At 68.3% G+C, this 14101-nt stretch carries 10 protein-coding genes; 1 reads left to right on the top strand and 9 read right to left on the bottom strand.

The annotated features are described in order from the left end of the window. Positions 1 to 92: 92 nt before the first annotated feature. Positions 93 to 2696: a Tex family protein gene (locus AC1DXI_RS10850; protein WP_476938603.1), complete on the bottom strand. Its 2604-nt coding sequence runs from the start codon at positions 2694 to 2696 to the stop codon at positions 93 to 95. Between the two features lie 23 nt (positions 2697 to 2719). Then, positions 2720 to 3325 (bottom strand): SOUL family heme-binding protein, encoded by a 606-nt coding sequence (locus tag AC1DXI_RS10845; protein WP_476938602.1) that lies wholly within the window; start codon positions 3323 to 3325, stop codon positions 2720 to 2722. A 163-nt stretch (positions 3326 to 3488) separates the two neighbouring features. On the opposite strand from AC1DXI_RS10845, the gene AC1DXI_RS10840 reads away from it, so the two are divergent. Further along, the gene (locus AC1DXI_RS10840; protein WP_476938601.1) at positions 3489 to 7136 is read left to right on the top strand and encodes a TM0106 family RecB-like putative nuclease; all 3648 of its coding nucleotides are present in this window, start codon (positions 3489 to 3491) and stop codon (positions 7134 to 7136) included. A gap of 356 nt (positions 7137 to 7492) precedes the next feature. Here AC1DXI_RS10840 and AC1DXI_RS10835 read toward each other — a convergent pair whose 3' ends face one another. The 7 genes from AC1DXI_RS10835 to dhaL all read right to left on the bottom strand — a co-directional run bounded on the left by AC1DXI_RS10835 (position 7493) and on the right by dhaL (position 14092). Then, positions 7493 to 8320, bottom strand: a complete 828-nt coding sequence (locus tag AC1DXI_RS10835; RefSeq protein WP_476938600.1) for a triose-phosphate isomerase — start codon at positions 8318 to 8320, stop codon at positions 7493 to 7495. Between the two features lie 69 nt (positions 8321 to 8389). Continuing rightward, on the bottom strand, positions 8390 to 9739 hold the full coding sequence (locus AC1DXI_RS10830) for an MFS transporter (protein WP_476938599.1): 1350 nt from the start codon (positions 9737 to 9739) through the stop codon (positions 8390 to 8392). Between the two features lie 175 nt (positions 9740 to 9914). After that, positions 9915 to 10040, bottom strand: coding sequence for a hypothetical protein (locus tag AC1DXI_RS10825; RefSeq protein ID WP_018775883.1), 126 nt, complete (start codon positions 10038 to 10040; stop codon positions 9915 to 9917). A gap of 12 nt (positions 10041 to 10052) precedes the next feature. Beyond that, positions 10053 to 10820 (bottom strand): SDR family NAD(P)-dependent oxidoreductase, encoded by a 768-nt coding sequence (locus AC1DXI_RS10820; protein WP_476938598.1) that lies wholly within the window; start codon positions 10818 to 10820, stop codon positions 10053 to 10055. 31 nt (positions 10821 to 10851) lie between these two features. Next, the gene (locus AC1DXI_RS10815) at positions 10852 to 11838 is read right to left on the bottom strand and encodes a 3-hydroxyacyl-CoA dehydrogenase family protein (protein WP_476938597.1); all 987 of its coding nucleotides are present in this window, start codon (positions 11836 to 11838) and stop codon (positions 10852 to 10854) included. 2 nt (positions 11839 to 11840) lie between these two features. Beyond that, on the bottom strand, positions 11841 to 12323 hold the full coding sequence (locus AC1DXI_RS10810; protein ID WP_018775886.1) for a ribose-5-phosphate isomerase: 483 nt from the start codon (positions 12321 to 12323) through the stop codon (positions 11841 to 11843). Then, the gene (gene dhaL, locus AC1DXI_RS10805; protein ID WP_476938596.1) at positions 12320 to 14092 is read right to left on the bottom strand and encodes a dihydroxyacetone kinase subunit DhaL; all 1773 of its coding nucleotides are present in this window, start codon (positions 14090 to 14092) and stop codon (positions 12320 to 12322) included. The genes AC1DXI_RS10810 and dhaL overlap by 4 nt, the downstream gene beginning before the upstream one ends. Positions 14093 to 14101 lie beyond the last annotated feature (9 nt).

Genomic DNA, 14101 nt, shown 5'->3' with positions numbered 1-14101 from the left:
AAATCGTCAGCAAACGTACTAGTTATGCGCCGAGCGGTAGGGAATCCGCGACGAACGGCAGGCGCGGTGCGGCAGCCGCGCCCCGTGGAGCGCTACTTGCCCAGGCCGGCCTTCCGGAGCGCCTCGGCCATCGCCGTGTTGACCGGCGACGGCGTGGGGGTCGGCTTCTGCGGTTGCCTGGCCGGCGTCCGCCGGTCGGGTGCCGGTTTCCCGGATGGCTGCTTTCCGGCCGGCTGTTTCGACGGCTGATTCGACGGCTGTTTCGACGCCGCCTGCGACGCCGGCTGCCGCGGACGTTCCGGCCGCGAGTCCGCGCGACCGCCAGCCGGGCGATCTCCGGCAGTGCGGCCGCCCGCCGCACGCCCGCCCGCCGCACGATCACCGGAGGCCGGTTCGTCGTCGAGCCTGAGGGTGAGCGAGATGCGCTTGCGCTCCGGATCCGCCTCGAGCACCTTGACCCGGACCACCTGCCCGGATTTCACCACCTCACGGGGGTCGGAGACAAAGCGGGACGCCAGGGCCGACACGTGCACGAGCCCGTCCTGGTGCACCCCGACGTCGACGAACGCGCCGAAAGCCGCCACGTTGGTCACCGTTCCTTCCAGCACCATGCCGGGCCTGAGGTCCGAGATCTTCTCGATGCCTTCCGAGAACGCGGCCGCCGCGAAGGCGGGACGCGGGTCGCGGCCCGGCTTCTCGAGCTCGGCGATGATGTCCTGCACGGTGGGCAGGCCGAAGGAGCCGTCCACGAAGTCCTGCGGGTTCAGCGCCGCATAGCTTCCCGCGGCCGGCGCTTTGCCCGCGGCGGCCTTGATTTTCCGGGCCACGGGGTAGGCCTCCGGGTGCACGCTGGAGGCGTCCAGCGGCTCCGCTCCCCCGGTGATCCGCAGGAAGCCGGCGCACTGTTCAAACGCCTTGGCGCCCAGCCGCGGGACCTTCTTCAGCTCGCTGCGCTTGGTGAAGGGCCCGTGCTCGTTCCGGTACGCCACAATGTTCTCGCTCAGCAGCGGCCCGACCCCGGCCACCCGGCTCAGCAGTGCGGGCGAGGCGGTGTTGACGTCCACGCCAACCGCGTTCACGCAGTCCTCCACCACCGCGTCCAGGCTGCGGTCCAGCTTCGCGGCCGTGACGTCGTGCTGGTACTGCCCGACGCCGATCGATTTCGGCTCAATTTTCACCAGCTCCGCGAGCGGGTCCTGCAGCCGCCGGGCGATCGAGACGGCCCCGCGCAGGGACACGTCCATGCCGGGCAGCTCCGCCGCGGCGAGCGCCGACGCCGAATACACCGACGCCCCGGCCTCGGACACCACAATTTTCTGCGGCTTGTTTTCTGACCCGGAGGAGAGCTGCTTGAGCAGTTCGGCGGCGAGCTTGTCCGTCTCCCTCGACGCGGTGCCGTTGCCGATCGCGACGAGTTCCACGCCGTGCTTCGTCGCCAGGCCCACGAGGGTCCGCAGCGCCTCGTCCCATTTCCGGGCAGGGGCGTGCGGGTAGACGGTGTCCGTCGCGACCACCTTGCCGGTGCCGTCCACCACGGCGACCTTGACGCCGGTGCGCAGTCCCGGGTCCAGGCCCAGGGTGGCGCGGTTCCCGGCCGGCGCGGCCAGCAGCACATCGCGCAGGTTCGCGGCGAACACGCGCACGGCCTCGTCCTCGGCGGCGGCGAACATCCGGCTCCGCAGATCCGCCCTCAGCCGCGCCAGGACCCGCGAGCGCCAGGCCAGCTGTGCGGTCTGCAGCAGCCAGGCGTCGGCGGGCCGGCCGCGGTCGGCAACCCCAAGGAACCTGGCCACGGCGGCTTCGTAGCGGCCGCGCGCGGCCGTGAGGGCGGCGTCGTCGTTCGGATCAGCCTCGGCGAGATCCAGCTCCAGGGCTCCGTCCTTTTCGCCGCGCAGCAGCGCCAGGACGCGGTGCGAGGGCATTCCGGCCGGCTGCTGGGAGAACTCGAAGTAGTCCTTGAATTTCTGGCCCTCGGCTTCTTTGCCTTTCTTCACGCGGGACACCATCCGGCCCTGGGTCCACAGCCGTTCCCGGAGCGTGGCGGCCAGGTCGGCATCCTGGGCGACGCGTTCCACCAGGATGGAGCGGGCGCCGGCGAGCGCTGCGGCCGCGTCCCCGATCGAGTGTTCGGCGTTGAGGAATTTGGCGGCTTCGCGGTCCGGGTCCAGTTCCGGGCGCTTGAGCAGGGCGTCGGCGAGCGGTTCCAGCCCGGCTTCACGGGCGATCTGCGCCTTGGTGCGCCGCTTGGTTTTGAACGGGAGGTAGATGTCCTCCAGCCGCGATTTCGTGTCGGCGCCGACGACGGCGGCCTGCAGTTCCGGGGTCAGCGCACCCTGGGCGGCAATCGCTTCGAGGATAGTCCGGCGGCGGTCCTCAAGCTCGCGCAAATAGCGCAGCCGCTCCTCCAGCTCGCGGAGCTGGGTATCGTCCAGCGTCCCGGTGGCTTCCTTGCGGTAGCGGGCGATGAAGGGCACGGTGGACCCGGCGTCGAGCAGGTCCACGGCGGCCCTGACCTGCCAGGGCAGGACGCCGAGCTCGCCGGCGATCTGGGCGGCGATGCCGGACTCCTGGGCGTGCGGCGTGCCGGTCTGTGGTGAGCCGAACTTTGGTGAGCCGGTCTTTGGTGAGCCGGTCTTTGGGGACGGTCCGGAGGCGGGCGAGACAGGTGAGGCGGGGCGCTGCGGGAGTTGGGTCACCCTGTCATTTTGCCTTACCTAGGTCAGCGGCCGGGCTCGCCCGGAGGAGAAAGGGGCTCCTGCACGTCCTGAACAACCTCGTTGCGGCGCAGGAACCACGGCTTGAACGGCGGATCAAAGCGGGCGAACCGTGGCGGCCCTACGGCCTTCAGCCCGGCTAGCTTCAGTGCCTCCTGGAGGCCGTCGTTTCGCCGTCGAAAGGCCGCCTCCGACCCGCTGCCCGAGAACCGAAGGGCGGCCGCCAGGGATCCTGGCAAGGCCCGGACTCTGACGTCGGGGTTCGCCGGGACCGGCGCCGTCTCCGCCGTCACCCCAGCGGGGAGCACAAAGGCAACAATGAAATCAGCGGGCTCTGCGCTTCCCGGCAGCGGGCCGCTTTGCAGTACCGGGGCGGTCATCGCCAGCTTTTGCGAAGGCCCGGGCCCCTGGATCACCGGAGCCGTCATCGCCAGCTTCCGTTGCGCCGTGTTGCTGCCGCTGATGTAGTTGAACAGGTGCCGGAAGGCGGCATTCCCGGCGCGGTCGAACGTCGCGCTGACCTCTATTTCCGCCACAGCGTACGGAGGATAGCGGCGCAGCTCGAAGTGCGCGTAGCGCTGGACCAGCTCATAGGGTTGCTGTTCGGTCATAGTCCTCAGACCCTACGCCGGTCCTACGACAGGAACCAGCGGTACCTAGCCTCTTTACAGATGCCTGGTACCCGCTTCCTGGCTGGTGCTTGATTGTCAGAGGGCTTTGATAGCTTGAATAGCGGAGGTCAACAACAACGGGGGCACCAACAACGGGGGCACAGTGTTTTTTCTTGAACCTGAGGTACCGGGCTCGTCACCGGACCTGGTCTACTCCGCGAGCGACCTCGTGGTGGCCGCGAGTTGCGAGTATCAGCTGCTGCGGAAACTCGACGAGAAGCTGGGCCGCTGCCCCAGGGCTACGTTCGAAGACGACGAGATGCTCAAGCATGCAGCGGTGTTGGGTGACCTCCACGAGCGCAAAGTCCTTAACGATTTCGTTGCGGAGTTCGGTCCCTGGGATCCGGCCACCGGGCACGGCGTGTACGACGTCGCCACTGCCTCCACGATGGACCGCGCCACGCTGGCGGCCAAGCACGCCGAATCCATCGGAGCGCTGCGCGCGGGGGCCGACGTCGTCTTCCAGGCCGCCTTCTTCGATGGCCAGTTCCACGGCCGCTCCGACTTCCTCGTGCGGCAGGACGACGGTTGCTATGCCGTGTTTGACACCAAACTGGCCCGCCACGCGAAGGTGACCGCCTTGCTGCAGCTGGCCGCCTACGGCGAGCAGCTGCTGAAGGCCGGAGTCCCGGTGGATCCGGCGGTGACACTCGTTCTTGGCTCGACGGTGCAGCTGGCCTATGGCGGATTCGACTACGTGCGAAGCCACCACAAACTCTCCGAGATCCTGCCGGTTTTCCGTGAGCGGCGCGATCGTTTCCTCGCGCTGACCGCCGCGCACATCGCACAGCCGGGAACAGTGGGCTGGGGCGCGCCCGGGCTCACCGCCTGCGGACGCTGCGATTACTGCCAGGAGCAAGTCAAAGCCACCGACGATCTCCTCCTCGTGGCCCGGATGAACTCCGTGCAGCGCAAGAACCTCCACGAACGTGGGATTTGGACAGTCACTGACCTGGCGCAAGCGACGCTGGCCAAGCCCACCCCTACGCTCCTGCGCCTGCAGGAACAGGCACGGATGCAGAGCGGCGTTGGCCCTGCCGACGGAGCAGTCTGCTACCTCAAGGACGGCGAAGAGCACACCATCCGCTACGGCGTCCTGCCCGGGAACACCCTGGCCGAGCTGCCCCCACCGAGCCCAGGCGATATCTTCTTCGACTTCGAGGGCGATCCGCTGTGGCAGGATCGCGCCACGGCGGTGTGGGGGCTCGAGTACCTGTTCGGCGTGATCGAGGCGCCCACCGAGCCGGGCAGTCCGGGGATTTTCCGGCCATTCTGGGCCCACAGCCGGAAGGCGGAGAAGCAGGCGTTCCTCGATTTCCTTGACTATGTCGAGAAACGCCGCCGGGAGCACCCGGACATGCACGTCTACCACTACGCACCGTATGAAAAGACGGCGCTTCGAAAACTCTCGGTGATGCATGTTGCCGGGGAGGACATCGTGGACGAGTGGCTCCGCGAAGGCCTGCTGGTGGACCTGTACCAAACGGTCCGGAACAGCATCAGGATCTCCGAGAACTCGTACAGCATCAAGAAGCTCGAGCCGCTCTACATGGGGACGAACCTTCGAACCGGCGACGTGAAGGACGCCGGCGCCTCCGTGATTGCCTACGCACGGTTCTGCGACGCGAGGGACAATGAGCGGCCCGACGAAGCGGCCACAATCCTCGCCGGGATCTCGGACTACAACGAATACGACTGCCTCTCCACGCTGGAGCTCCGGAACTGGCTGCTCGGGCTGGCCAAGGAACGCCGGCTGGAGCCGGACGCCGCGGAGGCGGGCCCCGCCGGGTCCGGCCCCGTCCGGACTGGCGCCGCGTCCGGCGCGGAGGAAGTAGCGGAGGCGGGCCCCGACGGCGGCGGCTCGGCAGGAGCCGATGCCGTGCTTGACCCGGCTGAGCTGGCACTTTTGCAATTCGCTGAGCCGGGCAGCGGCTTGTCCGAGGACGACCGTAAGGCCGTCGCCATGCTGGCCGCGGCCGTGAGCTACCACCGCCGGGAGCGCAAGTCGTTCTGGTGGGCGCACTTCGACCGGTGCGAGCACGGTCCGGACACGCACGAACGCGACCGGAACGTCTTCCTCGTCGATTCCGCGGAAATCCTCGACGACTGGCAACAGACGGGGACCAAGCTTCCGGAGCGGCGGGTCAAGCTGTCCGGCTCCGTGAGTCCCGGATCGGACCTCCGCGAGGGCAGCAAGTGGTTCCGCATGTATGAGCTGCCTCTTCCCGCCGGGCTGGAGGGTACAGGCAAGAACGGAACCGGACGGAGCGGATGGTTCGGCACGGAGGTCCTGGAGCTGGGGCATGAGGACGGCAAGGACACCGTCATCATCCGGGACCGGCTGCACCGGAAGATACCGCCCCACAATGACCTCCCCATTGCGCTGACGGAAGACCAACCCCTCGCCACCAAGAGCCTCGAGCAAGCACTGGCAGCCCTCGCTGACACGGTGGTCGCCGGCCTGGGGTCCGGATCCCTCCCCCGCCATCCTGCGCTTGACCTGGTCCGGCGTCAGCCGCCAAGGCTGGCCGCCGGAGCTTCACTGCCGCAGCCTGGTGGCGGACCGGGCCGCTTCATTGAAGCCATCACGGCGGCGGTGCTGGCCCTTGACCACTCCTACCTGGCAGTGCAGGGTCCACCCGGAACGGGCAAGACCCATGTGGGGTCCCACGTCATCGCCCGGCTCGTGGCCCGCGGCTGGAAGGTCGGTGTCGTCGGCCAGTCCCACGCGGTGGTGGAGAACCTGCTGAAGACGGCTGTCACCAAGGCCGGAGTCGACCCGGTGCTGGTGGCCAAAGACGTGAAGCACAACGACGCCCTGCCGTGGGCCCGCCGCACCGGCAAGGACGTTGCGGAGCTGCTGGGTGCGCCTGGAGGCGCCCTCGTCGGCGGGACGGCGTGGACGATGACCGGCGCCACCGTCCCGGCCGGCTCCCTGGATCTCCTGGTGATCGACGAGGCCGGCCAGTTCTCGCTGGCCAACACTCTCGCCGTGGCGCAGGCCAGCAGCCGGCTGCTCTTGCTCGGCGACCCGCAGCAGCTGCCGCAGGTCAGCCAGGGCAGGCACCCCGAGCCGGTCGACGAGTCGGCGCTGGGCTGGATTTCCGCAGGCCACGCCACGCTGCCGCCCGAGCTTGGCTACTTCTTGGCCGACTCATGGCGGATGAACTCCGAGCTGTGCCTGGCCGTCTCGGAATTGTCCTACGAAGGCCGGTTGCGTTCCGCCCCGTCCGCGGATCTGCGCCGTCTGGAGGGTGTGCCCGCGGGGATTGAGACGGTGATGGTGCCGCACAGCGGGAACACGACGTCGTCGACCGAGGAGGCTGCCGAGGTCGTCGGGCAGGTGCGCCGCCATTTGGGCCTTTCCTGGCACACCGCAGATGGAGCCCGGCCATTGGAGGCATCCGACATTCTGGTGGTGGCCGCCTACAACGCCCAGGTCAACGTCATCCGCGATGCCCTGGACGCCGCGAATCTCTCCGGCGTGCGGGTGGGGACCGTGGATAAGTTCCAGGGCCAGGAGGCCGCGGTCGTGATTGTGTCCATGGCATGTTCTGCGGTAGCCGAGGCCCCGCGGGGCATGGAGTTCCTGCTCTCGCGGAACCGGATCAATGTGGCGGTGTCCCGCGGCCAATGGCGTGCCGTGATCGTCCGCGCACCCGAACTGACCAACTACCTGCCCACGCATCCGGAGGGCCTGGAGCAGCTCGGCGGCTTCATCGGCCTGTGCCAAAGGTCAGTCCGCCCCTAACCCGAGGGGACATGCTCATTCTTCGGTGTCCCGCACCCTCCGACGAGGCACATGCTCATTCTTGGCCTCCGGCGACGGACATCAAGGCATCGTGCCCATCGCTGGCGGCCAACGCTGGACATGTCCCGTGGTGCGTTCTGAGCCACGTCTGCCCACCCGCGGGACATGCCCATTCTTAGGAGCCAACCGTGGGCACAATGGCATCCTGCCCACTTGTCACGGCCAAGGCTGGACATGTCCACTCTTCGCCAGCCACCCCACGGAACATGCCCATCCTTCGCCGGCCCACCCCAGGGGACAGGCTCATACTTGGCCTCGAGACACGGACATCAAGGCCTCATGCCCATTGCCCGCGGTCAAGGCTGGACATGTCCCGCGGTGGCGGGGTCCGTCGCGGGGAAGCCTCCAGCCAGCAGGAGCGCCTCATCCAGCACCGTGCCGAAATTCACCGGGTCGTGCGCGAACCGGCCCAGGAACAGGCCGGAGACGCCCTCAAGGGTTGGCAGCAGTCCGGGTTTGGCCGATCCGCCGTAGATGACCGGCAGCCCCGGCACGCCGGCGGTGGTGAGCTGGTCCCGGAGCCGCTGGACGACGTCGGACACGTACGCGGCGGCGGCGGGCTCGGCCGCGCCGATGGCCCAGACCGGTTCGTACGCCACCACCAGGCGCCCGGCGAGGTCCCAGTCGCCGTCGACGGCCGACTCGATCTGGCGGTACACAAAATCCGCCGCGGCCGCCGGCTGCCCGCCGCCGTGCTCCCCCACGCACAGCAGCGGGGTGAGCCCGGCCTCGTCCGCCGCCCGGACCTTGCGGGCCACCATGGCATCGTCCTCGTTGAAGTGCCGCCGGCGTTCGGCATGGCCGATCTCCACGAGCCGGACGCCGAGTTCCGCGAGCATGGACGGGGCCACTTCCCCGGTCCAGGGCCCGTCCGCCCAGCCGCAGTTCTGCGCGCCGAGCAGCAGTGGGGCACCCGCCAGGAGCCGAGCCGCCGCGGGCAGGACGGGGAAGGACGGAATGACAAACGGGACAACCCGCCCGGCCGCGAGGGCCGGGCGGGTGTCCACTTCGTGCTGCAGCCGTTCCAGCCAGTCCAGGCTGTCCCGGTAGCCGAGGTACATCTTGGTGCTGACCCCCACCAGGATGCGGGTGCTGGAGGTCTGGCTGCCGGGGCTCTGCTGCATTGTTGGTGCTTTCTGCTGGATCCAGTGGATGGGCGCCGGACGTCGCGCTGGAAGAGAGGCCGGGGGCCTTTACTGCTCCAGCAGCTCGTCGGCCTTGTTCTTGAAGCGGCGGGTCGCGAACATCATGGCCGCTGCCAGGAACGGGAGCACACCGAGGGCATAGACGCCCATGGTCCCGGTCTCCGAGGCGGTGATCTGGTTGACCGAGGTGCGCAGGATCGGCGCGACGAAGCCGCCGAGGTTGCCGAGCGAGTTGATCAGGCCGATCCCCGCGGCCGCGGCCGTCCCGGTGAGGAACGCCGTCGGGTAGGACCACGCGATGGGGCCGATGGAGAGGAACGAGCACACGGCGAGGGTGATGAAGATGATGCCGAGCGCCGGAATGTGGTTTGCGCCGGCCCACGCGGAACCGAAGATGCAGAGTCCGGTAGAGATGAACAGCCCGGTGCCCCAGACCCGGCGGCGGATCACGGTGTTCGCGGCCTTGCCGATGAAGTAGCAGGCGAAGATGCCGAAGAACCACGGGATGGCTGCCATCAGGCCGACGGCGATGCCCACCTTCTGGCCGGTCAGCTGGGCCACCTGCTGCGGCAGGTAGAAGGTGACGCCGTAGACGGCGATCTGCAGGCAGAAGTAGATGAGGGTGAAGTACCAGACCTTGCCGTTCTTCATGGCGGCCAGGACGCCGTGCGGGCCGGACTCTTCCTTGACGGTGTCCTCCAGGGCCATGACTTCCAGGAGCGCGTTCTTCTCGTCCTTGTTCAGGAACTTGGCGTCCTGCGGGCTGTTGATCAGGAAGAAGTAGGCGGCGATACCGGCGATGACCGCCAGCATGCCTTCGACGAAGAACATGACCTGCCAGCCCTGGACGCCGGGCACTTGGTCGCCGATGTTGATCAGCCAGCCGGACAGCGGGGCGCCCAGCATCTGGGAGAACGGCTGGGCCAGGTAGAAGATGGCGAACATCTTGACGCGGACCTTGTTGGGGAACCATGCGGCCAGGAACATGATGACGCCGGGGAACAGCCCGGCCTCGGTGACACCCAGCAGGAACCGCAGGATGATGAAGGACGTCTCGCCCTGGACGAACGCGAAGCAGGCCGAGACGATGCCCCACGTGATGGCGATGCGGGCCAGCCACACCTTGGCCCCGAACTTGGTCAGGAGCAGGTTGCTCGGGATTTCGAACAGGGCGTACCCGATGAAGAAGATCCCCGCGCCCAGCGCGTAGGCGCCGGCGGTGATGCCTTTGTCCACGCCCAGGGCAGCCTCGGCGAAGCCCACGTTGGTGCGGTCCAGGAAGGCAACCACATAGAGGATCACCAGCATGGGCATGAGCCGGCGGGAGGCCTTGGAGATGGCCGATTTAAGGACCGGCGTCTCCAGGAGGTCCCGGGTGGACGTTGTTGTTACGGACATAAAAACTCCTCGTCGAGCAATCAGCGGTGTAACTCAGTGGGGTAAGTCAGTGGGGTAAGTCAGTGGGGTGAATCAGTGGCGTGGAGAGCGGCCGGATCAGGCCAGAACCAGCCAGAGCCAGCCACGCCGGATCCGGCCGGCCAAAGCAGGCCAGGCCGGATCCGATCGGAGAAAACTAGCGCGAAAAAACCATCATCAGTACGCCTGCCACGCAGGCCAGGATCCCGACGGCCAGGTAGATCTTCCGTCCCTTGCTCCAGGCGGCGAATCCGGATGCGGGGGTTTGGCTGTGTTGTGCCACGAGGCTTCTTCCTTAGTGCATGTAGAGTCCGCCATCGACATTCAGCGTCTGGCCGGAGATGTAGCCGGCGTCCTCGCTGATGAGGAAGGCGATAGCTGCTGCGATGTCCCGGGTGGAGCCAACGCGGTTGACCACGAGGTCTTTGGTGAGTTCGTCCTTGCGTTCCTCGCTGAGGGTGCCGCCCATGATGTCGGTGTCGATGGGGCCCGGGGAGATGGCGTTGACCGTGATGTCGTATTCGCCCAGTTCACGGGCCGTGGCCCGGGTCAGGCCGATCACGCCGGCCTTCGCCACGGAGTACGGCGTCTTGGAGAACGTGCCGCCGCCACGCTGCGCGGAGACCGAGGAGATGTTCACGATGCGCCCGATCCTGTTCTTCACCATGGATTCCGCGACGCGGCGGGTGGCGTAGTGGACGCCGTTGAGGTTGATGTTCAGCACCCGGTCCCATTCCGCGGCGTCGAGTTCCAGGTACGGCACCGGAGAGCTGACGCCGGCCACGTTGGCGAGCGCGACGATCTGCGGCAGTTCCGCCTCGATGGCGTCGATTGCCGCACGGACCGAGCCTTCGTCGGAAACATTGGCGCCGGCGCCGAAGGCCTTGACGCCGTGCTCGGCTGCCAGTTCCTTGGCCGCCGCCTTGCAGAGTGCGTCATCGAGGTCGATGATGCCGATGTTCCAGCCCTGGGCCGCCAGGTAGTTGGCGGTGGCGCGGCCGATGCCGCGCTCGGACACGGCGCCGGTGATGATGGCGGTGCGTTCTGTGGGGAAAATGCTCATGGGTACTCCTTGATGAAGACGGGAACGGGAATTAGCTGATGGGGGCGGGGCCGAGCTCGTCGATGAGCTTCTGCATGGCCACGTACGCCTTGTTCCGGTAGGCGATCAGTTCCGGTGTGCGCTCCGACGGGACGTTCAGGAAGCCCGCACCGGTCTTGGTGCCCAGCTTTCCGGCCTCCACCAGTTCGGTGAGGATCTTCGGGGTGGCGAACCGTTCCGGCAAATCGGTCTGGAGGGACTTGTAGCAGAAGTTGTAGACGTCCAGCCCGGCCATGTCCGCGATCGCGAACGGCCCGAAGAACGGCAGCCGGAAGCCGAAGGTCGTGCGGACCAGGGTGTCGACGTCCTCCGCGGTCGCGATCTCCTGCTCCACCAGCTGGGCGGCCTCGTGGAACAGCGCGTACTGGAGCCGGTTGAGCACGAATCCGGTGACGTCCTTGACGACGGCGGTCTGCTTGTTGGCCGCGTGCACGAGGTCGCGGACGGCGCCGACCGTGGCGGCCGAGGTGCCGGCGTGGGGGATGATTTCCACACCGGGGATGAACGGGGACGGGTTGGAGAAGTGCACGCCCAGGAAGCGTTCCGGGTTGGTGACCGGCTCGGACAGGTCGGCGATGGAGATCGTGGACGTGTTGGACCCGATGATCGCGTCCGGGCGGGCGGCCGCGCTGATGCGGGCGAGGGTCTGGTGCTTGATCTCGATGACCTCGGGGACGGCTTCTTCGATGAAGTCGGCGTCCGCCACGGCCTCCTCGATGTCCTTGGCGGCCCAGAGGTTTTCCTTCAGGATGGCGGTGGCGCCTTCCGGGAAGAGACCGGCGGCAACGAATTCGTCGGATTCTGCCAGGAGCCGCTCGTAGTTCTTCTGGGCCACTTCCGCGGACACATCCGCGAGCGCCACCCGGGCGCCGCCGAGCGCCAGGACCTGCGCGATCCCGCCGCCCATGTAGCCGGAGCCGACGACGGCGATCTTGCGGGCGGCGTTGATGGCGGCTGCGGTTGCTGTTGATTCGGTCATGTTCAGACTGCCTTCGTGTATTCGGGTTCGTACGAGCAGATGGCGTCCACCTTCGCGGCGGAGGAGGAGTTTTCGTCGAAGCGGTGGCTCAGCCATTCGCCCACGAGCTTCTTGGCCAGTTCCAGCCCGATGACGCGCTGCCCCAGCGTGAGCACCTGGGCGTTGTTGCTCAGGACGGACCGCTCCACCGAGTAGCTGTCGTGGGCCGTGACGGCGCGGATGCCGGGGACCTTGTTGGCCGCGATCGCCACGCCCAGGCCGGTGCCGCAGATCAGCAGCGCCCGGTCGGCGTCGCCGTCGGCGATTTTGCGGGCGGCGTCGACGGCCACGTGCGGATAGGCGGTGGAGTCGTTGGCGCCGACGCCCACGTCCTGTACGGACGCCACGCGGGGGTCGGCTTCGAGGAGCGCCTTCAGCGCGTTCTTGTATTCGACGCCGGCCTCATCGTTGCCGATGACCACGCGCCAGCCTGTTGCTGTGCTCATGCTTGTGCTCCTTGTTCCGCCGGCTCGGGGTTGCCGGGCCGGGATGCTGTGTCTGCGGTGTCGGTGTGGGTGGATATCCGGGTGGCGATGAGGGCGAAGGACACCGCGCCGGGGTCGGGGTGGCCGAGGCTCTTCTCGGCGAGCGGGCGGGCCCGGCCTTTGAGCGGACGCAGCCCGGCGGTCCGCTCTGCGGCCGCTGTGGCGGCGGACGCCGCCGCGGCGAGGGAAACGGCCACCGGTGTGCCGGCGTCGAACGCGGAGAGGAACGCGTCCTGGAACGGCAGGAGGGCGTCCACCATGGTCTTGTCCCCCGGCTCGGCCTTGCCGAGCGCGGTGATGGCGTCCACGAAGGCCGTGACCGCCGCGGCCGCGTCCTCGCCGCTGTAGCTGTCCTGGTTGCCCAGGGCGTGTCCGGCGGCGATGATCGCCGAGCCCCAGAGCGCGCCCGAGGTGCCGCCGGCGCGTTCGCTCCAGGCCTCCCCCGCAGCGGTCAGGACCCGCGACGGCGAGGCGCCGCCGTCGTTCGCGACAGCCTGTCCGGCCGCGGTGACTGCCGCGTCCACGCCGCGACGCATGCCGATCCCGTGGTCGCCGTCGCCGGCGATGGCATCGAGCCGGCCCAGTTCTTCCTCATGCTCGATCACCACGTCCCGCACCTGGCCGAGCAAGTCGGCGGCCAGGTGGCCGAGGGCTGCCGCCGCAGCGGTGGGCCGTTCGACGTCGGCGGTCTCCTCGGCGTCCGGACCGGCGAGTTCGCGGCGGGCGCGGGGCGCCAGGTTTCCCTTGCGGAACGCCGGGGTGTCGGCCGGGGCGGCCCAGTACTGCTCGAGTTCCTCGTCCAGCCACAGCAGGGTCAGGGACAGCCCGGACATGTCCAGGCTGGTGACGAGCTCGCCGCATTCGGGTTCGACGACGGTGAGCCCGGCGGCGGTGAGGAGCTTTTCGATCTTGCCGAACAGCAGGAAGAGTTCGTCGTACTTGACCGTGCCGAGGCCGTTCACGATTGCGACCACGCGGGTGCCGGCGTCGTCCGGTTTGTCGGCCAGGAGCCGGGTGACCAGGAGTTCGGCCAGCTCGGAGGCGGTGGGCATGGGGTGGTCCGAGATCCCCGGTTCGCCGTGGATGCCCAGGCCCAAGGACATGTGCCCCGCGGGGACCGAGAACAGCGGCGCCTCCGCGCCGGGCAGGGTGCAGCCGTCGAAGGCCACGCCGAGGGAGCGGGTGCGGTAGTTGGTCCGGATGGCCAGCCGTTCGACGTCGTCCAGGCTCAGTCCCGCCTCCGCGGCGGCGCCGGCGATCTTGAAGACTGTCAGGTCCCCGGCGATGCCGCGGCGCTTCTCGATCTGGTCCAGCGGGGCGCTGGCGATGTCGTCGGTGACCAGGACGGTGCGGGTTTCGATGCCTTCGGCGTTGAGGCGCAGCTGGGCCTGGCCGAAGTGCAGGACGTCGCCGGCGTAGTTGCCGTAGCTCAGCAGCACGCCACCGCCGGCGTTGGCCGCCTTGGCCACGCGGTAGACCTGGCCGGCCGCGGGCGAGGCGAACATGTTGCCGCAGGCCGAGGCGGTGGCCAGTCCCGGCCCGACGAGCCCGGCGAATGCCGGGTAGTGCCCGGAGCCGCCGCCGACCACCAGGGCCACCTGACCGGCCGGGACTGCGGTGGAGCGGACGACGCCGCCGTCAACCCGGGCCACGTAGCCGCGGTTGGCCGCAACGAAGCCGTCCAGTGCCTCATCCGCGAAATCAGCGGGATTGTCGAAGATCTGGGTCATGGTTCCTCA

The sequence above is a fragment of the Arthrobacter sp. P1_H7 genome, from assembly GCF_056405215.1.
This window is presented reverse-complemented; position numbering and strand designations above follow the sequence as displayed.